We start from the raw sequence: 21,496 nt of genomic DNA, 5'->3' as shown, positions 1-21,496 counted from the left end.
CCTCGATGGCACTCGCCTAAGTGTCGCCCTCAAAGGACCAATCGGGCTTGGATCGCGCACGGTCTGACGAGCTAGTTTCAGATGGCCGCTGGTTCAGCACGAAAGAGCTTCGGCACAGCGCTACGCGCTGCCGTTGGGTATGCAAGGGAAACCAAAGGGCGGCGATTGCAGTGAGATGGAGACGTTAGTAGAGAAGCACGCGCGGACCCGATTGACCGGTCGGCCGCGAAGCGGGCCGGAGCTATTTGGTGCTGAACCCGTTTGGCGTGTGGTGCGATGAGACGGACCGTGCGCGAGCCAAGCCCGATTAGGTGTTTGAGGGCACTCTTTAGGCAGCCCACGAAGGACGAGAGGACTACCCAAATTGCGTGTGACCGCGGGCGTATCAGTAGCTGCTTTCTTTGCTTACTTTCTTTGCAGCAGCAAAGAAAGTGAGTGCCGCCCCGCACAGGGGCAGTGCTAATAGACCGACGCGAGAGCGGGATCCGGCGACGACACCGAGCCGACACGAAAACGCGATCCAGCAAAACAGCATCACGCAAAAGCTATAGACCGAAGCGAAATCAGGAATCTCAAGAAGCGCAGACCTGCACAAGAAAAACACCGACCATGATCCTCCTTCAACTCGTCTATAGCGGCATAGCACTCGGCATGATCTACGCCGTGATCGCGTTCGGCTATCAACTCACCTTCGCCACATCCGGCACGCTGAACTTCGGCCAGGGCGATGCCCTGATGCTCGGCGCGCTCGTCGGCCTCACGCTCGTATCCGCTGGCGTCAACTACTGGCTGATGATTCCGCTCGTGTGTCTCTTCGGCCTCACGCAGGGCGCGTTCGTCGAACGCATCGGCGTGCGGCCCGCCATCAAGATCAAGTCCGAGTTCGGCTGGATCATGTCGACGATCGCGCTCGGCATCATCTTCAAGAACGTCGCGGAAAACGTCTGGGGCCGCGACGATCTGCGCTTTCCTTCGCCCCTGCCCGAAGCGCCACTGAAGGTCTTCGGCGCAAACGTGCTGCCGATGGAACTGCTCGTCGTCGGCGGCGCGCTCGTGATGATGCTCGCGGTCGAGTTCTTCAACCGCAAGACGATCTTCGGCAAGGCCGTCGTCGCGACCGCGAACGATCGCGATGCAGCGTCGCTCATGGGCATCAACACCGGCCTCGTCATCACGTTTTCATATGCGCTTTCCTCGTTGACCGCTGCATTTGCAGGGGTTTTGATCGCGCCGCTGACATTGACCGGCGCGACGATGGGCGCGGTGCTCGGCCTCAAGGCGTTTGCCGTGGCGATCATCGGTGGCTTGTCGAGCGGCATGGGCATCATCGTCGGCGGGATGATCCTGGGCATCGCGGAGACGACGACCGGCTTCTATATCTCCACCGGCTACAAGGACGTGCCGGGACTCGTGCTGCTCTTGATCGTGCTCGCGGTCAAGCCCGCAGGTCTCTTCGGCAAGACGGCGATCAAGAAAGTCTGAGGCGGCGACGATGAAAGCAAAGAACTGGATCGCGGCGCTCGTCGGACTCGCCGCACTCGCAATTTTCCCGGTGGCGTCGGGCAATCCGTACTACATCCACCTCGTCGAAACCATCATGATCTACGCGATCCTGCTGTTCGGGCTCGATATCGTCGTGGGTTACACGGGGCAAGTGTCGCTCGGTCACGCGGGATTGTTCGGCGTGGGCGCATACACGGCGGGCGTGCTGTTCATCAAGCTCGGCATGCCGTTCTATCTGACCGCGCCGCTTTCGATTCTGATCACAGCCGGCTTCGGCGCGATCCTTGCGTTGCCCGCGCTGCGCGTGTCCGGTCCGTATCTCGCGATGGTGACGCTCGCGTTCGGCACGATCATCCAGATTCTCATCAACGAGATGGATTTCCTCACCAACGGACCGATGGGTCTCAAGATCCCGAAGCCGATGTTCGCGGGACACAGGCTCGATGAGGTGCAGTACTACTGGCTCGTCGCGGCGCTGCTCGTCGTGTCGCTGATCGTCGTGCATCGCGTGCTGAAGTCGCATCTCGGGCGCGCATTCGAAGCGCTGCGAGACAGCCCGATCGCATCGGACTGCATGGGCGTGTCGGTGTATCGCTACAAGGTAATTGCATTCGTAATCAGTGCGGGATTCGCGGGCCTCGCGGGCTGCCTGTACTCGTATTCCGAGCAATACATTTCGCCTAACACCTATAACTTCGAACTGACCATCCTCTTCCTGCTCGCCATCATCATGGGCGGACGCAAGACGCGCACGGGCGCGATCATCGGTTCGACGGTGATCGTCATGTTACCCAAGCTGCTCGACGATATCTCCAACTTCCGCGTCGTCGCGACGGCGCTGGCGGTCGTCGTCGTCGCGGGCGCCGCGCTTGCGCTCGCGAAGAAGACCACGACGCCGCAGCGCGTTGCGGTGCCGATCGTCGGCACGGCGGGACTCGCGGTGTTTTCGTTCTGGATCGAGGCGCTCACCGACTGGCGTCTGACCATCTTCGGTCTGATGATCCTGCTCGTCGTTTATTACCTGCAGGATGGCATCGTCGGCTTCGTGCGCAAGACGCTGAACCTTGGCCGCGTGCGCGTGACGAAGGTCGATACCGATGAGCTCGCGAGCCATACGCGCCAGGACGATGCCGTCGCGGCGGTCGATACGGAAGGCGCGGATACGATCCTCGACGTGCGCGGCGTGCTGATGCAGTTCAGCGGCCTGAAGGCGTTGAACGATGTGAATCTCACTGTGAAGCGCGGCACGATCCACGGCCTCATCGGTCCCAACGGTTCCGGCAAGAGCACGATGATGAACGTGCTGACGGGCATCTATGTCCCGACTGCTGGCGCGATCGAATACGAGGGGCAATCGCTCGCGGGGCGTACGTCGTCGAAGATTGCGCTGTCGGGCATCGCTCGGACGTTTCAGAACGTGCAGCTCTTCGGCGAGATGACGGCTTTGGAGAATGTGCTCGTCGGCTTGCATCACACGTTCAGATCGAACATCGCGGATGTCGGCGTGATGAGTCCGCGATATCGGCGCGAAGAGCGCGCGGCGCGTGAGCGTGCGTTCAACATGCTTCGTTTTGTGGGCCTGGAGCATGTCGCCGGAGAGGAAGCGCGCAATCTGCCCTACGGCAAGCAGCGTCTGCTTGAAATCGCGCGTGCGTTGGCGCTCGATCCGCAATTGCTTCTGCTCGATGAACCCGCGGCCGGATTGACCGCGCCGGATATTCGCGAACTCGTCGCGATCATTCGCAAGGTGCGCAATCATGGCATCACGCTTGTGTTGATCGAGCATCATATGGATGTGGTGATGAGCGTTTGCGATACGGTTTCCGTGCTGGACTTCGGGCAGAAAATCGCCGAAGGGAAGCCTTCCGAGATTCAGGCTAATGAGAAGGTTATCGAGGCTTATTTGGGGGGACAGGCGGCGCAGGTGGCTTAGGTTTTGTTTTCGCCGGATCCCGTTTTTTTAGTGGTCTATTAGCGTTGCCCCTGTGCGGGGCGGCACCTACTTTCTTTGCTGCTGCAAAGAAAGTAGGCAAAGAAAGCAGCTTTTCAAGCCCGCGGTCACACGCAATTTGGGTAGTTCTCTCGTCCTCGATGGCACTCGCCTAAAGAGTGCCCTCGAAGGACCAATCGGGCTTGGCTCGCGCACGGTCCGCCGCCCGAAAACGCTGAGGACACTGGTTCAGCACGAAAGAGCTTCGGCACAGCGCTACGCGCTGCCGCCGGGTCCGCAAGGGAAACCAAAGGGCGGCGATTGCAGTGAGATGGAGACGTTAGTAGAGAAGCACGCGCGGACCCGATTGACCGGTCGGCCGCGAAGCGGGCTGGAGCTGTTTGGTGCTGAACCAGTTTGTTGTGTGGTGCGACGAGGCGGACCGTGCGCGAGCCAAGCCCGGTTGGGCCTATGAGGGCACTCGTTAGGCAGCCCACGAAGGACGAGAGGACTACCCAAATTGCGTGTGACCGCGGGCGTATCGGAAGCTGCTTTCTTTGCTTACTTTCTTTGCAGCAGCAAAGAAAGTGAGTGCCGCCCCGCACAGGGGCAGTGCTAATAGACCGACACGATCACAGGATTCCCCCAAAAGCCGAAAAAGAAAAATGCTGACGATAACAAACCTCCACGCCGGCTACGGCAAAGTCAAAGTCCTCCACGGCATCTCACTAACCGTGCCGAAGGCAAAAGTCGTCACGCTGATCGGCTCGAACGGCGCCGGCAAGACCACGACGATGCGCGCCATCTCCGGCATGATCAAGCCGACCGAGGGCGAAATCACAATGGGCGTCGGCAGCAACTCCAAGCGCATCGATTCGCTCGATTCGCACAAGATCGCGCGCCTCGGACTCGCGCATTCACCGGAAGGACGCCGCGTATTCGCGACCATGTCCGTCACCGATAACCTGCTGCTCGGCGCTTTCCCGCGTCTCACATGGTCGCGCCCGAAGGGCGATGTCAGCGCCGATCTCGAACGCGCGATCGAACTCTTTCCGCGTCTGAAAGAACGCCGCAATCAACTCGCCGGCACGCTATCGGGCGGCGAACAGCAGATGCTCGCCATGGCGCGCGCCATCATGCTCAATCCGGACCTCGTCCTGCTCGACGAGCCGTCGATGGGTCTCGCGCCCATTCTCGTCGACGAAGTCTTTCGCATCATCGAGCGCCTCAAAGCGGACGGCGTCACGATGCTGCTAGTCGAACAGTTCGCAGCCGCAGCGCTCAATGTCGCGGATTACGGCTACGTGCTCGAAAACGGGCGCGTCGCGACGCACGGCCCGGCAGAGCAGTTGCGCAATGATCCGTCGGTGAAGGCGGCCTACCTCGGCGCGAGTCACTGATTGCCGCACTGCGGCAGACGCAATCCGCTCTATCATGATCGGAGCGCGACCGCGCGCGTCCGACATCGTGAAAGGAGCTGCCATGATCAGCGGCAAGACCACTCTGATTGCTCACCTCGGCTACCCGACCGAAGCGTTCAAGGCGCCGATGATCTACAACCCCTGGTTCGACAAACAGGGCATCGATGCGGTCGTCGTGCCGATGGGCGTCAAACCCGACGATTACGTCGCGTTCCTGCCGCATCTGTTCAAGCTGACGAACATCCGCGGCGCGCTCGTCACCATGCCGCACAAGATCACGACCGTCGGCCTGATGGATGAAGTGAGTCCCACCGCGCGCATCGCCGGAGCCTGCAACGCAATCCTGAAGCGCGAAGACGGCAGGCTCGTCGGCGATCAGTTCGACGGCGCGGGATTCGTGCGCGGCGTCGAGCGCAAGGGCCGCAAACTCGCGGGCACACGCGTGCTCGTGCTCGGCAGCGGCGGCGTCGGCTCGCCGATCGCGGCATCGCTCGCGGCGGCGGGCGTCGCGGAACTCGCTATCTTCGACACCAACACGGCGTCCGTCGAAGGGCTCGCCTCGCGCTTGCGCGAGCACTATCCGAACCTGATCGTCAGAACCGATACGAAAGATCCCGACGGCTTCGACGTCATCGTCAACGCGACACCGCTCGGCATGAAGGACACGGACCCGCTGCCGTTCGATATCGACCGCATCGCGCCAGGCACGTTCGTCGGCGAAGTGGTGATGAAGTCGGAATACACGCCGCTCCTGCGCGCCGCGAAAGACAAGGGCTGCGCCGTGCAGGTCGGCACGGACATGCTGTTCGAGATGATTCCGGCGTATCTGGAGTTCTTCGGCTACGGCACCGCCACTGCCGACGAGCTGCGCGCGGTCGCTCAGATCAAATACGCGTAACGAAGCCTGCGCGGACATAACCGCGCTTCGTTCCTATACTTTTATCGACACAGCAAGGCAGACGCTCATCCTCTGACAAATAGGCCGCCCGTATGCGCGGCTCGGAAAAGCAGGGAGGAATCATGGGATCGACTGCACCCGGCTTGCCGGCCGATGACAATCACGCGCCGAAGCCGCACGGCCATCCGGCATTGATGGGGCTCTCGCTCGCGGCGCTCGGCGTAGTCTACGGTGATATCGGCACGAGTCCGCTCTATACGCTCAAGACCGTGTTCGATCCCGCGGGCGGCCTGCCTTTGCAGCCGGCGAACGTGATCGGCATCGTGTCGCTGATCTTCTGGTCGCTCACCATCATCGTGTCGCTCAAGTACGTGACGCTGATCCTGCGCGCCAACAATCACGGCGAAGGCGGCATCATGGCGCTGCTCGCGCTCGCGGCATCGTCGGTGGAATCGAAGAAGCGGCTGAAGCATGTGCTGCTGCTCGTCGGCGTGATGGGCGCGGCGCTCTTTTACGGCGATGGCGTCATCACGCCCGCCATTTCCGTGCTGAGCGCAGTGGAAGGCCTCGAAGTGGCGGCGCCCGGCCTTCAGCCTTATGTCGTGCCCCTCACGCTCGTCGCGCTGGTCGCGCTGTTCGTGATGCAAAAGCACGGTACGTCGGGCATCGGCGCCGTCTTCGGGCCGGTGATGGTGCTGTGGTTCATCGTGCTGGCCGTGTCGGGGCTCATGAACATCAAGGATTCGCCGCATATCCTCGCGGCGCTCAATCCGCTCGAAGGACTCGAGTTCTGCATGCGGCATCGGTGGCTCGCATTCGTTGCGCTGGGCGCGGTCGTGCTTTCGCTCACGGGCGCCGAAGCGCTTTATGCCGACATGGGCCACTTCGGTTCGCGGCCGATCCGCCTGACATGGTTCGCGATCGTCTTCCCCGCGCTCGCGCTCAACTATCTCGGTCAGGGCGCGCTTCTTATCGCCGATCCCGCCGCGTTGCAGAATCCGTTCTACCGGCTCTTTCCATCGTGGATGCTGTATCCGATGGTCGTGCTCTCCACCATCGCGACCGTGATCGCATCGCAGGCCGTGATCTCGGGCACCTATTCGATGACCAAGCAGGCGATGCAGCTCGGCTTTCTGCCGCGCATGAGCGTCGTGTACACATCGGCGCGGGAGATCGGGCAGATCTATGTGCCGGGCATCAACTGGACGCTCCTGCTCGCAGTGGTCGCGGCCGTGCTCGGCTTCGGCTCGTCGACGGCGCTCGGCTCCGCATACGGCATCGCGGTCACGGGCACGATGCTCATCACCACGTTGCTGACGTTCTTCGTGATCCGCTATGCGTGGCGATACAACTGGGCACTATGTATCTTCGCCACCGCATTCTTCTTCGTGATCGACGCGATGTTCTTTTCGGCGAATTGCCTGAAGATTGCGGACGGCGGCTGGTTCCCGGTGGCGATCGGTCTCGTGATGTTCACGATCATGGCGACGTGGGGACGCGGTGCGCAGATGATGATTCAGGAAGCGCGCGCGCGTGCGGGCACGATGCCGCTCAAGCCGTTTCTCGCCAACCTGCTCGAACGTTCGCCGGCGCGCGTGGAAGGCACGGCGATCTTCATGTCGAACGATCCGAGCGGCGTGCCGCATTCGCTGCTGAACAACCTCATGCATAACCGCGTGCTGCATGAACACACGGTCTTTTTGACGGTCGCGACCGAGCCTGTGCCATGGGTCGACGAAGCGCGCCGCGTGTCGATCGAAACGCTCGGCAACGGCTGCTTCCAGGTGACGGTGAACTACGGTTTCAAGGACGAAGTCGATCTTCCCGCCGCGCTGGAAAAGTGCCGCGGGGCCGGGCTGAAATTCGATCGCGCGACGATCTCGTACTTCATGTCGCGCGCGACCGTCGTGCCGACGCCCGGCGCCGGCATGGCCTTATGGCGCGAACGGCTGTTCGCGATCATGTTGCACAATGTCGGCAACGTCGCGGCCTATTTGCGATTACCGGCCGATCGCGTGATCGAACTCGGCGCGCGCGTCGAGATATGACGGCGCAAATCAGCTGATTTGCGTGCGTTCGACGCAAGCAGGCGGCGCGTATTCAAGCGAAACTCACGATAAGAAATGCGGCAGACAGGAGACGCCATGACCGCCAGCAACACGCCGACCCGCCATCCGTTTCCATCGACAGCGCGCCTCGTCGAACGCGGCAAGATCTCGTCCGCGCGCGAGGCCGTGCGGCTGATACGCTCGGGCGACACGATCGCGACGAGCGGTTTCGTCGGCATCGGCTTCGCGGAAGAAGTGGCGATCGCGCTCGAAGAACGCTTCGTCGAAGGCGACGATCCCATCGCGGACCTCACGCTCGTGTATGCGGCGGGTCAGGGCGATGGCCGCAGCAAAGGCCTCAATCATCTGGCGCGCGAAGGGCTCGTCAAGCGCGTGATCGGCGGGCACTGGGGACTCGTGCCGGGCCTTCAGAAGATGGCGATAGAGAATCGCATCGAAGCGTATAACCTGCCGCAAGGCGTGATCTCGCAGCTCTTTCGCGATATCGCCGCGCATCGGCCAGGGCAACTTTCGACGGTCGGGCTCGGCACCTTCGTCGATCCCCGCAACGGCGGCGGCAAGCTCAATGCGCGCACGACGGAAGATCTCGTGCGGCTCATGGAGATCGACGGCACGGATTATCTCTACTACAAGACCTTTCCGATCGACGTCGCCATCGTGCGCGGAACGACCGCCGATCTCAACGGCAATGTCACGATGGAAAAGGAAGCGCTGACGCTCGAAGCGTTGTCCATCGCGATGGCCGCGCGCAATTCGGGCGGCATCGTGATCGCGCAAGTCGAGCGGCTTGCGGAATCGAACACGCTCAACTCGCGCCAAGTGAAGATACCCGGCGTGATGGTCGACTGCGTCGTACTGGCAAAGCCCGACAATCACTGGCAGACCTTCGGCGAGCAATACAGCGCGGCGTTTTCGAGCGAATTGCGCGTGGCCGCGAGTTCGGTGCCGCCGATGTCGCTTACGGAACGCAAGATCATCGCGCGGCGAGCGGCGTTCGAATTGATGGCCAATAGCGTCGTGAATCTCGGCATCGGCATGCCGGAGGGCATCGCGAGCGTCGCGAACGAAGAGCAGGTGATCGATCTCTTCACGATGACGACGGAGCCGGGCGTGATCGGCGGCATTCCCGCGGGCGGCCTCAATTTCGGCGCGGCGACGAATACGCAGGCGATCATCGATCAGCCGTATCAGTTCGACTTCTACGATGGCGGCGGCCTCGACATCGCGTTCCTAGGCCTTGCGCAAGCGGACGGCGAAGGCAATCTCAACGTGAGCAAGTTCGGGCCGAAGCTCGCGGGCGCGGGCGGCTTCATCAATATCAGCCAGGCGGCCAAGAAGGTCGTGTTCGTCGGCACTTTCAATGCGGGCAAGCTCGATGTCGCGATCAACGAAGGCAAGCTCGAGATTCGCCGCGAAGGCGAATGCCGCAAGTTCGTCGATGCCGTCGAGCATCGCACGTTCAGCGGGCGTTATGCGGCGGAGCGCGGGCAGACCGTGATCTATATCACCGAGCGCTGCGTGTTCGAACTCACGGACAAGGGACTTGCGCTGACCGAGGTCGCACCGGGCGTCGATATCGAGCGAGACATCGTCGCGCAAATGGGTTTCGCGCCGATCATGGACACGCCGCCGCGTCTGATGGACGAACGCATCTTCCGCGATGCGCCAATGGGCTTGCGCAATATCCTGCTGAGGCTCGATCTCTCCGAACGCTTCAGCTACGACGCGGAGAAGAATCTCTTCTTCATCAACTTCGAAGGCCATGAAGTGAAGAGCCTGAGCGATGTCGAAGCGATTCGCCGCGAAGTCGAAAAGCAGTTAGCGGGCGTGACGACGAAGCCGCACGCGATCGTGAACTACGATAACTTTTCGATTCGCCCCGACATGCTCGACGCGTATTCGGAAATGGTCACGGAGCTCGTCGATGGACACTATGACCGCGTGACGCGCTATACGACGAGCAGCTTTCTAAGGCTGAAACTCGGCGACGCACTGAAACGTCGCGGCGTCGCGCCGTATATCTACGAAAGCCCTGAAGAAGCGCGCGAACACGAATCGAAACGCGCGTCGGAATGAAGCAAGGGCCGCGATTCGAGCGGCCCTTCGAATGTCATCCGCGAGCGGGGCGACGCGGCGCGGCTTCTCGCTGATTGCGCAGCCTGCTATGACGTATGCCGTAGCCGAAGTAAATGACGACGCCGATCGCCATCCAGACGATGAGCCGTATCCACGTATCGGCGGGCAGGCCGGACATCAGAAAGAGCGATGACAACGCGCCGAGCGGCGCGACCACATACACCGCGGGCGTCTTGAATGCGCGTTCGAGATTCGGCTGCGTGATGCGCAACACGAGCACGCCGATGCACACCACCATGAACGCGAACAGCGTGCCGATGCTCACGAGTTCACCGACGAGACCGATGGGCAACAGTCCCGCAAGAATCATCACGATGATGCCGGTGATGATGGTCGTGATATAGGGCGTGTGAAAGCGCGGGTGAATCTTCGATGCGAACGGTGGCAAGAGTCCGTCCTTCGCCATCGAATAGAAGATGCGCGGCTGCGACAGCAACAGCACGAGAATCACCGACGTCAGACCGAAAATCGCGCCCAGTTTCACGATGGGCGAAAGCCAGCGCATGCCGATCGCATCGACGCCGACTGCGATCGGGTCCGACACGTTCAGCTTGTCGTAAGACACGATGCCGGTGAGTACGTACGAAACGAGCACGTAGAGAATGGTGCAGATCGTGAGCGAACCGAGAAGGCCGATCGGCATGTCGCGTCGCGGATTGCGCGTCTCCTGCGCGACGCACGATACCGAATCGAAACCGATATAGGCAAAGAACACGACGGCCGCGCCACGCAAGACGCCGCTCATGCCGAACACGCCCGACTCGCCGGTATTCGGCGGTATGAACGCGCCGGTCGGATTTTGCGGAGTGACCCAGTGGTTCGTATCGACATAGGCGATGCCCGCCGCGATGAACGCGAGCACGATCAGCACCTTGATGACGACGATGAAGCTGTTCACACGCGCCGACTCGCGTATGCCGATAACCAGAAGAATCGTGATGAGCCCGACGATCACCATCGCGGGCACGTTGAGGATCGCGCCGACATGACTCCAGCCGTGACCGGGATCGTAAGCGAAAGGCGCTTTCGCAAGCTGTTCGGGTATGTCGATGCCGATCGAATGCAGAAAGCTCACGACATAACCCGACCATCCGATCGCGACGGTCGTTGCGCCGACCGCGTATTCGAGTATCAGATCCCAGCCGATGAGCCACGCAATCAGTTCGCCCATCGTCGCATAAGCGTAGGTGTACGCGCTCCCCGATACGGGCACGGTGGAAGCCATCTCTGCATAACACAGGCCAGCGAGCGCACAAACGATTGCGCCGAGCACGAAAGAGATGATGATCGCGGGGCCGGCGTTGGTGGCGGCCGCGTGGCCCGTCAGCACGAAAATCCCCGCGCCGATGATGCAGCCGATGCCGAGCAACACGACATCGAGCGCGGTGAGCGAACGCTTCAGCGCGTGGCCGCCGTGTTCCTGAAGCACTTCCTCGCTTTCGGCCGCTTCGCTTTGCAACGCAGCAACGGACTTTCTTTGCATGACGGTCACGATCGCCTCCTTATGCGGCGGCAGCGCGGCCACGCCGGGTGGCGCGGCGAATTCTGTCGCCCGTTCGACTGCGCGATGATCCAGGTGCCTGCGGCCTTGCACTTGCACGTTCGGTCTGACGTATGTGTCTCGTGATAGCAGATTTCGCCGGCGAATTCGAGCGCGGCGCCGTGCGAAACGCGAGCAACGGACATTTACGAAATATGCTTATTCACGGCGTCGCGGGTACGGAGCAGGAAACGTGCCGCTGACTATATCCGCCGTGGCTCGTGCGGCGCGACGCATGACCACACGACGCCAGCGGTCATCAATTGCCGATGCATCGCGCACTATAATCACATTCACGATTGCAATCCTTAACCCGGAAACCGTTCTTATGCATATGGAACGTTCACCGGCCTTTTCCTCACGTGGAGATTTGATATGGCTATACGCATTGGTGATGAAGCCCCCGATTTCACGGCAGAGACGACCGAAGGCACGATTCGCTTTCACGAGTGGATCGGCGACAAATGGGCAATCCTGTTCTCGCATCCGAAGGACTTCACGCCGGTTTGCACGACCGAGCTCGGTTATATGGCCAAGCTCAAGCCCGAGTTCGACAAGCGCAATACGAAGGTGATCGGCCTCTCGATCGACCCGGTGACGAATCACTCGCAGTGGGCGAAGGACATCGAGGAAACGCAGGGCACGGCGGTCAACTATCCGATGATCGGCGACGCGGATCTCAACGTCGCGAAGCTCTACGACATGATCCATCCGAACGCGAGCGGCGCGAATCCGCGCACGGCGAACGACAACGCGACGATCCGCGCGGTGTTCATCGTCGGTCCGGACAAGAAGGTGAAGGCCACGTTCACGTATCCGATGAGCGCGGGCCGCAACTTCGACGAAGTGCTGCGCCTGCTCGACGCGCTGCAACTGAACGCGAAGCACACGGTCGCGACGCCGGTGAACTGGAAGCCGGGCGATGACGTCATCATTCCGACGTCCGTCTCGGATGAAGACGCGAAGAAGAAGTATCCCGAAGGCTTCAAGACGCTGAAGCCCTATCTGCGCACGGTCGCGCAGCCGAAGTAAGCCACGGCGCTTCCGGGCGTCTCAGGCGCCGGCCCGCGAAATGCGGACCGGCGCTTTTCATTTCGCTCAGTTATGCCCCGTGCGTCGCTCGGGCGACGTTTCGACTTCGCCGGGCTTGCGCAGCATCTTGTCCACTTCGCCCGCGTGCAGTTCCTCGACCTGGATCATCTGCCGCGCGTATTCCTCCAGCGCGACGGAACGGTCTTCGACGAGCGAGAGCAACTCGCGATAATGACCGAGCGCGACGTTTTCCGATTGCAGCGATTCGCGCAGGATCGTCGCGATGTCGAACGTGTGATTGTCGAGCAGCGGGCCTATTTCAAGCGACGGATACGCGCCGAGCGTCGTGATCCATTCGCCGGCCTGATGCGCGTGCAGCAGGGATTCATCGGCCTGTGCGCGCAGCCACGAGACGATGGGAATGCGTCCGAAGCCGAAGACGAGAAACGAATAGTGCGTGTAACGCACGACACCCGCCAGTTCGGATTCGAGAATCTTGTTCAGGACGCCGACGACCCTTTCCTTTTCGAGCTCTGCCATTCTTGCCTCCGTTTTTCAACGCCGCGCATGCACAGGCATGACTCATTGTAGTCACGCGCGCGGCGCATGCGAGGCGAAAGTGCGGCGTCCGGGCGCGCAAGATGCGCTCCCGGCGGGCCATGGAGGCGATGCGGGCGGCCTGCCCGCCGCTGCATCCGAATGGTGATTCAGCGGCTTCAGGCGATTTCTTCGATCCAGAGCGAGGCAGTGCGCGACAGCACTTGCGACATGGCCGCTCGCGCGCCGTCGCCGTCGGCGGTTTCGATCGCGCGCACGAGCCTGCCGTAATCGCCGAGCTGCGAATCGGGCACGCGCGGCAGCGCATGGGGCTGATTGCGCAGCGCCGCCTTCATGGTGCGGATGCCGACGCGCACGACGCTGCCCATCTGCCGTAGCACTTCATCGCCGCTTGCATCGACGATGGCGGCCTGCAGCGCCTCTTCGGCGGCGGACTGCAAGGGTTCGGACGGGCTCGCATGCAGGAGCCGCTGATAGGCCGCGTTGATGGCGATGCGCTGATGCCGGTTCGCACGCGTCGCGGCGAGCGCGGCGGCAGGCGGATCGACGAGCGCACGAAATTCCATCAGCCTGCGGATGCAGTCGGGATCGTGCAGCGCACGCATCCGCCACTCGGCGACTTCCGGGTCCATGATGAGCCATTCGCGGGCAGGCTTGATGCGCGTCCCCGTCTTGGGCCGCACGTCGAGCATGCGGCGCGAGATGAGAATGCTCAACGCCTCTCGCATGATGGTCCGGCTCACACCGTGCTTCTTCGAAAGAATGACTTGTGGCGGAAGCACGTTGTCCTGGTATTCGCCGCTCACGATGCCCGCGACGAGTTGATTAACCACGCGCTTGACGAGCGATGCTTCATATCCATGATTCATGTTTTTGTTCTCGTGATAACGCCCGCGCCTGCGGCTTCGAGCTGCTCGTCGCCGAGCGGCAAGGCCAGCGCTTGTCTAAGTTCACGGCGCCTCGGTGCGCCGCACGGTCGACCGCTCGCGCGATGCGCTTGCCCGGCACGCCGTGTATTTGGTCCCCCGGATTTGACTACTCGATGCGGCCTTGGCCGCACACCCCGCAGCGGTCGGCATTGTTTGGACAGCATCGTCGATCCGCTGAAAGAAGCGTATTGTGCGTGGCCCGTTTTAACAATATGGTGAGCCGCGAATTCGACTGACTATGGTGCGTCCGACCACAAAATCGCGTGGACACGGGCAGATGCGCGAATCCATGCGAAGTCCGCAAGCGTTTGCGCAACATCCGTGACGTAACGAACCGTCCGCAGCCATGTGTTACCTTTTCGAGCCACAGTTCAACATCGCAACGGGAGAAGCGAAACATGAAAGTCGCCGTCATGGGTGCGGGCGCGGTCGGTTGTTATTACGGCGGCATGCTCGCGCGCGCGAGTCACGAGGTCGTGCTGATCGCGCGGCCGACGCATGTCGAGGCGATCGAACGCGACGGCTTGCGGCTCGACACGCAGCATTTCGACGAACGGGTACACGTCGCCGCGAGCACCGATGCGAGCGCCGTGAAGGGCGCGCAACTCGTGCTCTTCTGCGTGAAGTCCACGGACACCGAAAGCGCCGCGAAGGCACTCGCGCCTTATCTCGAACACGATGCGCTGCTGCTGTCGCTGCAAAACGGCGTCGAGAATGCGGAGCGCCTGCGCGAACTGTTGCCGCAAGAGGCGGCGGCCGCTGTCGTGTACGTCGCGACGGAAATGGCGGGGCCGGGGCACGTGAAGCACAACGGACGCGGTGAACTCGTGATCGAGCCATCGACGAAGAGCGAAGGCGTTGCGCGTGCGCTCGTGGCGGCGGGCGTGCCGACCGAAATCTCCGACAACGTGCGCGGCGCGCTATGGGCGAAGCTCGTGCTGAATTGCGCCTACAACGCGCTGTCCGCGATCACGCAGTTGCCTTATGGAAAGCTCGTGCAGGGCGAGGGCATTACACGCACGATGCGCGATGTCGTCGACGAATGCCTTGCGGTCGCGAAAGCGGACAACGTGACGATTCCCGGCGATGTCGATGCCGCCGTGCGCCGTATCGCCGAGACGATGCCGAATCAGTTCTCGTCGACGGCGCAGGATCTCGCGCGCGGCAAGAAGAGCGAGATCGATCATCTGAACGGGCTGATCGTGCGGCGTGGCGAAGCGCTCGGCGTGCCGACGCCGGCGAATCGCGTGCTGCATGCGCTCGTCAAGGCAATCGAGCGCAAGGGTTCGTAGGCGCGTTTTAGACGGACGACGGTCGTTGCCGGGCACGGGCGATGCTGAGTATGAAGCACGCACAGAAATCACCGTGCGCAGGCCAACATACCGGAGGTTCACCATGAAATCGTTCGTCAAAGCCGTGGCCGTCGCCGCTGTAGTGGTGGCGCCGGCGCTTTCATTCGCGCAAACCGATTCGTCGCTTACGCGGGGTCAGGTGAAGGAAGATCTGAGGCAGGTCGAAGCAGCGGGCTACGATCCGTCGCGCTCGGACCAGACTTCGTATCCGTCGGATATCCAGCGCGCCGAGCGCCGCGCATCGGGGCAGAACAATGCCTATAACGCCGATATGAATTCCTACGGCGGCGCGACCAGCGGCCGCTCGGCTGCAGGCATGCGCGCGATGCCGCGGATGGACAACGACGGCACCAAGCCCCTTTATTTCGGTCATTGATGCTGCGAGGGGCCGGGTTCTGCGTGTTCGACGCAACGGCGTTACCATCGATTCTTCCGTTCGCTATGGTGCGTTCGTTCGCAGGAAGACACTCATGGATAAAGCCGTCAAGATTCCCGGTCCCGATCATCCGATCACGATCGAGCGCAGTCCGTCGCGCGTGCTGGTCAAAGCGGGCGGACGCGTGATCGCCGATACGACCGAAGCGCTTTCATTGCGCGAGGCATCGTATCCCGAGGTGCTATATGTGCCGCGCAAGGACGTGGACATGTCGCAACTCGAACGCACGTCGCACTCGACATACTGCCCTTACAAGGGTGAGTGCAACTATTACAGTATCCCTTCAGGTGGACAAAAGTCGGCCAACGCGGTGTGGTCGTATGAGTCTCCTTATGAGGCTGTTGCGTCGATAAAAGATCATCTCGCGTTCTATCGAGATCGCGTGGATTCGATCGAAACCCGCGAAGCGTAATGCTCAATCGAGAAACGATCTGGCGCGATGTTTGAGCATCGCGCTGAAGTCGTCCAGCCAGCCGATCGAAAGACGCCAGCTCTGCCAGTAAAGATCGACGTCGAAGCGCGCACCGGGCGACACTTCCACCAGGTCGCCGTTTTCGACGTGCTGCGCGACGAGCCGTTGCGGACACATTCCCCACGCCAGCCCCGACGTGCACGCGCGCACGAAGCCCTCGCCATGCGGCACGACATGCGCGGGCGGTTCGATCTCCGCGCGGCTCATGCGTTTGATGAAGCGCTTCTGCAATTCATCCTTTTCGTTGAAATTGACGCAGGGCGCGCGGCGCAACGCATCGCGCGTGAGGCCATCGGCGAAATAGCGCGCGAAGTACGCGGGCGAACATACCGCGCGATAACGCATGCGTCCGAGCTTCATCGAACGCCAGCCGGGAACGGGCTCGGCTTGCGTGGTGATCGCGCCTTGCACATCGCCTTCGCGGATGCGTTGCGCCGTGTGATCCTGATCGTCGACGACGACATCGAGCAGCAGTTCACGTTCGATGCAAAAGTCCGCCGCGGCGTCGATGAACCATGTGCTCATGCTGTCGTCGTTCACCGCGATGCGCAATTTCGCGCGCCGCCCGCTCTGCGCGCCCGGTAAGGCTGGCATGTGCCCGCCGAGTTCGGCTTCGAGCAATTGCACGCGTTCGGTGTGGCGGCACAAGAGCGCGCCGGAAGCGGTTGCTTCGCATGGTTGGCCGCGCTTGACGAGCAGGGCGCCTACGCGCTCTTCAAGGAGCTTCACGCGCTGCGAGACGGCCGAAGGCGTGACGTTCAGTTCGCGCGCCGCACGCTCGAAAGAACCGGTGCGCACGACGGCAAGCAGCGAATCGAGGAGAGCGTACTCGAGCATTAGCGTTCCTTAATCGGAATTAGAAAGTTTAGCTGTGTGAATGTACATCAGACGCGCAAACTAGAGCCTTCTTCCATTCCGATCAAGCGACGCGATGCAACCGAACCCGTTCAAACTCGAACGCTATTTCTCGCAGCACGAATTCACCGCGCGCCATCTGTTGTGCACTTCCGATCCCGAATCGATGTCGATCGGCGAACTGCTTGCATATGAACCGGACTCGATCGACGGTCTGCGCGATACCTGGCTCGGTTATACGGAATATCCCGGCGCACCCGCGCTGCGGCGCGAACTGGCGACGCTGTACGAGAACATCGATGCTGACGAGATCATCGTGCACACGGGCGCTCAGGAAGCGATCTATTCGTTCATGAACACGATGCTCGCGCCAGGCGATCACATGATCGTGCATATGCCGGGCTATCAGTCGCATTACACGGTGGCCGAGGCGCTGGGCGTGAGCGTTGCGCCGTGGAAGGCGCGGGAAGAAGCGGGCTGGTCGCTCGATCCGGCGGAGCTCGAAACGCTCGTCACGCCGGCCACACGCGCGCTCGTGATGTGCGTGCCGCACAATCCGACCGGTTATCTGCCGTCGCGCGACGTGTTCGATGCGATCGTCGCGTTCGCGCGCAAGCATGGACTATGGCTATTCAGCGACGAGGTGTATCGCGGGCTCGAACATGATCGCGCGGATCGTCTGCCCGCCGCATGCGATGTGTACGAGCGCGCGATTTCACTCGGTGCGCTCTCGAAGACGCACGGGCTCGCCGGCCTGCGCCTCGGCTGGATCGCGACGAAGAGCGCGCAAGTGCTCGAACGCATGAGCACGTTCAAGGACTATCTCACCATCAGCAACAGCGCGCCGAGCGAGTATCTGTCGGCGATTGCAGTGCGCCACACTGATGCGCTTATCGAACGCAATGTTTCGATCATCCGCGCGAATCTGGGCGTGCTAGACGCCTTCTTCGCGCGCCATGCGGATCGTTTCGAGTGGCATCGTCCGCGCGCGGGCACGATCGGTTTCGTGCGGTTGAAGCGCGAAGGCGCCGAGCGGTTCTGCGCAGAACTGCTCGAACGCACGGGCGTGCTCCTCTTGCCCTCGACGCTGGTCGATCACGGCGACGAGCATGTGCGCCTCGGTTTCGGCAGGCGCAACATGCCCGATGTGCTCGCGATCGTCGATGCCTATTTGGATGCGACCGTCACGAGCACCGCGTCCTGACGATAGGCGTCCGGATACATCTGCTTCAGGTTCGCCACTTTCGGCAGATCGTTGATCGCGATATAAGGGCTTTCCGGATGCTCCGTCAGATAGTTCTGGTGATAGCGTTCGGCCGGATAGAAGCCCTTGTAGTCTTCGATCTTCGTGACGATCTTGCCGCCATACACATGCGCCTTGTCGAGCTGCGCGATATACGCATTGGCGATCTCGCGCTGCGCTGCGTTCGTCGGGAATACGGCCGAGCGATATTGCGTGCCGTGATCGGGGCCTTGATAGTTCAGTTGCGTCGGATCGTGCGCGACCGAAAAGAAGATCTGCAGCAGCTTGCCGTACGACACCTGCGCCGGGTCATACGTGATCCGCACCGATTCCGCATGACCGGTATCGCCTTCGCTCACGCGATCGTATTGCGCCGTGCCGGCCGCGCCGCCCGCATAGCCCGACAGCGCTTCCTTCACGCCGCGAACGTGCTGAAACACGCCTTGCACGCCCCAGAAGCAGCCGCCCGCGAATACGGCCGTTTCCGTATGCACGGCCGTCGCGCTTTCGTCATGCGCGGGCGGCGGAATCTTCACGGCTTCCTCGCTCGAATGCGCGACGCGCTGCAGTGCGAACGCGCCCGCGAACAATACGGCCACGCTGACGGCCTTGAATGTCATGCTGTTGGTCCTGAACATGTCTGCTCCTCAAGAAGTCGCATTCAACCGAACGTGAAGGCATACGCTTCGACGCCGGGGTCGAGAAATTCGATGGTGAACGTGCGGTCGGCGACGGGGCCCGCCTGCCGCACCAACTGATAGAGGCGCTGTTCGGTCACGGTGCCGCTTCCGTCCGCCTGAATGTCGCTGCCATGCGATGCGCCCGGCGCCGCGCCATCGATGCTCACGCGAAAGCGCACCGGCTTGCCATCTTTCGACGGCCCGAGCACGAGATGCAGATCGCGCGCATGAAAGCGATACACGATGCGCCCCGTCGCGCCTTCGAGCGTCGCGTGCTCGGCGCCGACCTTCCACGCGCCCGCGAGTCCCCAGTCGTTGACGTCGAGGGCGTTGGGCGCGGCATAGTCGTGAATGCGATCCTGCGTTTCGCCGCCCGGCGACATGAACTGCTGCGCGCGTTCGTAACCGATATACGTTTCAGGCGAACGCATGTCCGCGTTGTCGGCCTGCATCATCGCGCCCTGACCGATGTCGTTATCGTCATGCTTCGCGCTCATCGCCATGGCAGGCGCGGCGCCGTGACCCGCTTCGGCAAGCAGTTGCTGAATCACCTGCTCGGAGTGCGCATAATCGCCTTCGCCGAAGTGGTGATAGCGGATATCCCCCTTGGCGTCGATGAAATAATGCGCCGGCCAGTACTGATTATTCAACGCGCGCCAGATCGCGAAGTTGTTGTCGATCGCAACGGGATAATCGATACCGAGATCGTGAACCGCCTTCTTCACGTTATCGACGTTGCGCTCGAATGCGAACTCCGGTGCATGCACGCCGATCACGACGAGCCCCTGATCGCGATACTTCTGCGCCCACGTCTTCACATACGGCAACGTGCGCAGGCAGTTGATGCACGAGTACGTCCATACATCGACGAGCACGACCTTGCCACGCAACGCTTCCTTTGTAAGCGGCGGCGAGTTGAGCCATTGCACCGCGCCATCGAGCGAAGGCAGCGTGCCTTCCACGGGCAGCGGCGCGGGGTTCGGCGACTTCGGCGGCTCGGTGCTCGCGCGCATCATCGCGGGTCCGTTGTTATCGACGTTCGCCGTGTTCGCGGACATCATCATCGCGCCCTGGTTCTTGTTCGAGAGCTTGTCGACGAGCTGTTGTTCGATGCCCGAGGTCGCGACCGTCGATACACGAGCGAGCACGCCGGTGTCCAGCCCGAGCCCGATCGCGACAACGCCGAGCAGCATCGCCCCGCCGATGCCGCGCCGCACCCATTCGCCTGCGCCGAGCGAGCGCTTCATCGCGGCGAACACGCGTCCGCCGATCAGCAAGGCAACCGCGAGCGAGGTCGCCGCGCCCGCTGCATACGCGAGCAGGAGCAGAGTCGTGCCGACGCTCGCGCCGTTGAGCGCCGCGCCCGTCAACACGAGTCCGAGGATCGGGCCTGCGCAGGGCGCCCACAGAAGACCGGTCGCGATGCCGAGCATGAACGATCCGACGAAGCTCGGCTTGCCGTCGCCGCGTTGCGCGAATGCGGTGAGACGATTGCCCGCGCTCACGAGCGGATGCATCACGCGCTCGGCGAGACTCGGCAACAGCAGTGTGAGGCCGAACACTGCGAGCAGGACGATGGCCGCCCAGCGACCGTATTGATTGGCCTGCGTGACCCAGCCGCCACCGACGGCCGCGAGCGTCGCGACGACGGCGAAGGTCAGGCCCATGCCCGCGAGCAACGGCAAGCCGCTTTTCACGAACGGCTGATCCGCGCGCGAGAACACGAAGGGAAGCACCGGCAGGATGCACGGACTGAGAATCGTCAGCGCGCCGCCGAGATAGGCAAGAACGATGAGCAGCATGATGGTATCGGGTGGTCGAGGTTGATCGGAGTGCTGGCGCGATTCAGGCTGCGCCGGGCGCGAAGTTCATCGCGACGCCGTTCATGCAGTAGCGCAGGCCCGTCGGCTTCGGACCGTCGTCGAAGACGTGGCCCAGATGACCGCCGCAGCGCCGGCAATGCACTTCGGTACGCACGACGCCGAACGAGCCGTCGATGCGCGTCGCGACCGCATGATCGAGCGGCGCCCAGAAACTGGGCCAGCCGGTATGACTGTCGAACTTGGTGCGCGAGGAGAACACCGCCAGCTTGCAACCCGCGCAACTGAACGTGCCCGCGCGATGCTCGTCGTTGAGCGGGCTCGTATAAGGGCGTTCGGTGCCTTGGCGGCGTAATACGTCGAATTGCACCGGATCGAGTAGACGATGCCATTCATCGTCGCTATGGACGATTTCGAAGCTTTCCTGCGTCTTCGGATCGGCCGCGAGCGCGCGAAAGCGTCCGCCCAGTGCGAACGCTGCGGCGGCGGCCGCGGTGCCTGTGAGGAGAAAGCGGCGGCGGGTTTGCATGATGCGTGCCTCGTGTTCGAGTGGTGTAGCGGCATCGTATTCGCGCGCGCATCCCCGAGTCCTCACCGAAAGTTAAATTAAATGTGATACTTG

Annotated in this window: 18 protein-coding genes; 11 read left to right on the top strand and 7 right to left on the bottom strand. The window is 62.0% G+C overall.

Going from position 1 to position 21,496, the window contains the following annotated elements:
• The first annotated feature begins 609 nt into the window (after positions 1–609).
• From QCE58_RS26650 to QCE58_RS26625, 6 genes are all read left to right on the top strand, one after another.
• A complete protein-coding gene (locus QCE58_RS26650; protein WP_008353273.1) occupies positions 610–1,482 on the top strand; it encodes a branched-chain amino acid ABC transporter permease in 873 nt (290 codons plus the stop codon).
• A gap of 10 nt (positions 1,483–1,492) precedes the next feature.
• Positions 1,493–3,436 carry an ABC transporter permease subunit gene (locus QCE58_RS26645; RefSeq protein WP_008353274.1) on the top strand — a complete coding sequence of 648 codons (1,944 nt, stop codon included), beginning with the start codon at positions 1,493–1,495 and terminating at the stop codon, positions 3,434–3,436.
• 662 nt (positions 3,437–4,098) lie between these two features.
• Entirely contained in the window at positions 4,099–4,833 is a 735-nt protein-coding gene (locus QCE58_RS26640; protein WP_175979375.1) for an ABC transporter ATP-binding protein, read from the top strand.
• Between the two features lie 82 nt (positions 4,834–4,915).
• On the top strand, positions 4,916–5,752 hold the full coding sequence (locus QCE58_RS26635) for a shikimate dehydrogenase (protein WP_008353278.1): 837 nt from the start codon (positions 4,916–4,918) through the stop codon (positions 5,750–5,752).
• 122 nt (positions 5,753–5,874) lie between these two features.
• Complete coding sequence (locus tag QCE58_RS26630; protein ID WP_008353280.1) at positions 5,875–7,800, top strand: potassium transporter Kup; 1,926 nt, start codon at positions 5,875–5,877, stop codon at positions 7,798–7,800.
• A 96-nt stretch (positions 7,801–7,896) separates the two neighbouring features.
• Positions 7,897–9,897, top strand: coding sequence for an acyl CoA:acetate/3-ketoacid CoA transferase (locus QCE58_RS26625; RefSeq protein ID WP_250456793.1), 2,001 nt, complete (start codon positions 7,897–7,899; stop codon positions 9,895–9,897).
• 34 nt (positions 9,898–9,931) lie between these two features.
• On the opposite strand, the gene QCE58_RS26620 is transcribed toward QCE58_RS26625, so the two are convergent.
• On the bottom strand, positions 9,932–11,440 hold the full coding sequence (locus tag QCE58_RS26620; protein ID WP_175979570.1) for an amino acid permease: 1,509 nt from the start codon (positions 11,438–11,440) through the stop codon (positions 9,932–9,934).
• Positions 11,441–11,872: 432 nt separating this feature from the next.
• Here QCE58_RS26620 and QCE58_RS26615 point away from each other — a divergent pair, with 432 nt between their 5' ends.
• Positions 11,873–12,529 carry a peroxiredoxin gene (locus QCE58_RS26615; protein WP_008353285.1) on the top strand — a complete coding sequence of 219 codons (657 nt, stop codon included), beginning with the start codon at positions 11,873–11,875 and terminating at the stop codon, positions 12,527–12,529.
• A gap of 66 nt (positions 12,530–12,595) precedes the next feature.
• Here the strand turns inward: QCE58_RS26615 and QCE58_RS26610 are convergent, their stop codons facing one another.
• Together QCE58_RS26610 and QCE58_RS26605 are read right to left on the bottom strand one after the other, a co-directional pair.
• Positions 12,596–13,069: a bacterioferritin gene (locus tag QCE58_RS26610; RefSeq protein ID WP_250521695.1), complete on the bottom strand. Its 474-nt coding sequence runs from the start codon at positions 13,067–13,069 to the stop codon at positions 12,596–12,598.
• Positions 13,070–13,245: 176 nt separating this feature from the next.
• Positions 13,246–13,956, bottom strand: a complete 711-nt coding sequence (locus QCE58_RS26605) for a FadR/GntR family transcriptional regulator (protein WP_008353287.1) — start codon at positions 13,954–13,956, stop codon at positions 13,246–13,248.
• 458 nt (positions 13,957–14,414) lie between these two features.
• Between QCE58_RS26605 and QCE58_RS26600 the strand changes: the two genes are divergently transcribed.
• The 3 genes from QCE58_RS26600 to QCE58_RS26590 all read left to right on the top strand — a co-directional run bounded on the left by QCE58_RS26600 (position 14,415) and on the right by QCE58_RS26590 (position 16,216).
• Positions 14,415–15,308 (top strand): ketopantoate reductase family protein, encoded by an 894-nt coding sequence (locus QCE58_RS26600; protein ID WP_250521694.1) that lies wholly within the window; start codon positions 14,415–14,417, stop codon positions 15,306–15,308.
• Positions 15,309–15,411: 103 nt separating this feature from the next.
• Positions 15,412–15,744, top strand: coding sequence for a DUF4148 domain-containing protein (locus tag QCE58_RS26595; protein ID WP_008353289.1), 333 nt, complete (start codon positions 15,412–15,414; stop codon positions 15,742–15,744).
• Between the two features lie 94 nt (positions 15,745–15,838).
• The gene (locus QCE58_RS26590) at positions 15,839–16,216 is read left to right on the top strand and encodes a DUF427 domain-containing protein (protein WP_250521693.1); all 378 of its coding nucleotides are present in this window, start codon (positions 15,839–15,841) and stop codon (positions 16,214–16,216) included.
• Between the two features lie 3 nt (positions 16,217–16,219).
• On the opposite strand, the gene QCE58_RS26585 is transcribed toward QCE58_RS26590, so the two are convergent.
• A complete protein-coding gene (locus tag QCE58_RS26585) occupies positions 16,220–17,113 on the bottom strand; it encodes a LysR family transcriptional regulator ArgP (protein ID WP_008353291.1) in 894 nt (297 codons plus the stop codon).
• Positions 17,114–17,207: 94 nt separating this feature from the next.
• On the opposite strand from QCE58_RS26585, the gene QCE58_RS26580 reads away from it, so the two are divergent.
• Positions 17,208–18,335: an aminotransferase class I/II-fold pyridoxal phosphate-dependent enzyme gene (locus tag QCE58_RS26580; RefSeq protein ID WP_175979366.1), complete on the top strand. Its 1,128-nt coding sequence runs from the start codon at positions 17,208–17,210 to the stop codon at positions 18,333–18,335.
• Here QCE58_RS26580 and msrA read toward each other — a convergent pair.
• Genes msrA through msrB form a run of 3 tightly spaced genes read right to left on the bottom strand, consistent with a single transcriptional unit; the run spans position 18,299 to position 21,403 of the window.
• Positions 18,299–18,994: a peptide-methionine (S)-S-oxide reductase MsrA gene (msrA, locus tag QCE58_RS26575; protein WP_250521696.1), complete on the bottom strand. Its 696-nt coding sequence runs from the start codon at positions 18,992–18,994 to the stop codon at positions 18,299–18,301. The two genes, QCE58_RS26580 and msrA, sit on opposite strands and share 37 nt — an antisense overlap.
• A 41-nt stretch (positions 18,995–19,035) precedes the next feature.
• A complete protein-coding gene (locus QCE58_RS26570) occupies positions 19,036–20,856 on the bottom strand; it encodes a cytochrome c biogenesis protein DipZ (RefSeq protein WP_008353295.1) in 1,821 nt (606 codons plus the stop codon).
• Between the two features lie 43 nt (positions 20,857–20,899).
• Positions 20,900–21,403: a peptide-methionine (R)-S-oxide reductase MsrB gene (msrB, locus tag QCE58_RS26565; protein ID WP_250521692.1), complete on the bottom strand. Its 504-nt coding sequence runs from the start codon at positions 21,401–21,403 to the stop codon at positions 20,900–20,902.
• Positions 21,404–21,496 lie beyond the last annotated feature (93 nt).

The organism is Caballeronia sp. LZ028, from assembly GCF_031451415.1.
Taxonomy (GTDB): Bacteria; Pseudomonadota; Gammaproteobacteria; order Burkholderiales; family Burkholderiaceae; genus Caballeronia; species Caballeronia zhejiangensis.
This window is presented reverse-complemented; position numbering and strand designations above follow the sequence as displayed.

Excerpts from the sequence above, each read along its gene's own strand:
- QCE58_RS26595 (WP_008353289.1), top strand. The coding sequence starts at position 15,412 with ATGAAATCGTTCGTCAAAGCCGTGGCCGTCGCCGCTGTAGTGGTGGCG.
- QCE58_RS26615 (WP_008353285.1), top strand. The coding sequence starts at position 11,873 with ATGGCTATACGCATTGGTGATGAAGCCCCCGATTTCACGGCAGAGACG.
- QCE58_RS26580 (WP_175979366.1), top strand. The coding sequence starts at position 17,208 with ATGCAACCGAACCCGTTCAAACTCGAACGCTATTTCTCGCAGCACGAA.
- QCE58_RS26600 (WP_250521694.1), top strand. The coding sequence starts at position 14,415 with ATGAAAGTCGCCGTCATGGGTGCGGGCGCGGTCGGTTGTTATTACGGC.
- QCE58_RS26650 (WP_008353273.1), top strand. The coding sequence starts at position 610 with ATGATCCTCCTTCAACTCGTCTATAGCGGCATAGCACTCGGCATGATC.
- QCE58_RS26630 (WP_008353280.1), top strand. The coding sequence starts at position 5,875 with ATGGGATCGACTGCACCCGGCTTGCCGGCCGATGACAATCACGCGCCG.
- QCE58_RS26610 (WP_250521695.1), bottom strand. The coding sequence starts at position 13,069 with ATGGCAGAGCTCGAAAAGGAAAGGGTCGTCGGCGTCCTGAACAAGATT.
- QCE58_RS26645 (WP_008353274.1), top strand. The coding sequence starts at position 1,493 with ATGAAAGCAAAGAACTGGATCGCGGCGCTCGTCGGACTCGCCGCACTC.
- QCE58_RS26605 (WP_008353287.1), bottom strand. The coding sequence starts at position 13,956 with ATGAATCATGGATATGAAGCATCGCTCGTCAAGCGCGTGGTTAATCAA.
- QCE58_RS26635 (WP_008353278.1), top strand. The coding sequence starts at position 4,916 with ATGATCAGCGGCAAGACCACTCTGATTGCTCACCTCGGCTACCCGACC.
- QCE58_RS26620 (WP_175979570.1), bottom strand. The coding sequence starts at position 11,440 with ATGCAAAGAAAGTCCGTTGCTGCGTTGCAAAGCGAAGCGGCCGAAAGC.
- msrB (WP_250521692.1), bottom strand. The coding sequence starts at position 21,403 with ATGCAAACCCGCCGCCGCTTTCTCCTCACAGGCACCGCGGCCGCCGCC.
- QCE58_RS26640 (WP_175979375.1), top strand. The coding sequence starts at position 4,099 with ATGCTGACGATAACAAACCTCCACGCCGGCTACGGCAAAGTCAAAGTC.
- QCE58_RS26570 (WP_008353295.1), bottom strand. The coding sequence starts at position 20,856 with ATGCTGCTCATCGTTCTTGCCTATCTCGGCGGCGCGCTGACGATTCTC.
- QCE58_RS26590 (WP_250521693.1), top strand. The coding sequence starts at position 15,839 with ATGGATAAAGCCGTCAAGATTCCCGGTCCCGATCATCCGATCACGATC.
- QCE58_RS26625 (WP_250456793.1), top strand. The coding sequence starts at position 7,897 with ATGACCGCCAGCAACACGCCGACCCGCCATCCGTTTCCATCGACAGCG.
- QCE58_RS26585 (WP_008353291.1), bottom strand. The coding sequence starts at position 17,113 with ATGCTCGAGTACGCTCTCCTCGATTCGCTGCTTGCCGTCGTGCGCACC.
- msrA (WP_250521696.1), bottom strand. The coding sequence starts at position 18,994 with ATGACATTCAAGGCCGTCAGCGTGGCCGTATTGTTCGCGGGCGCGTTC.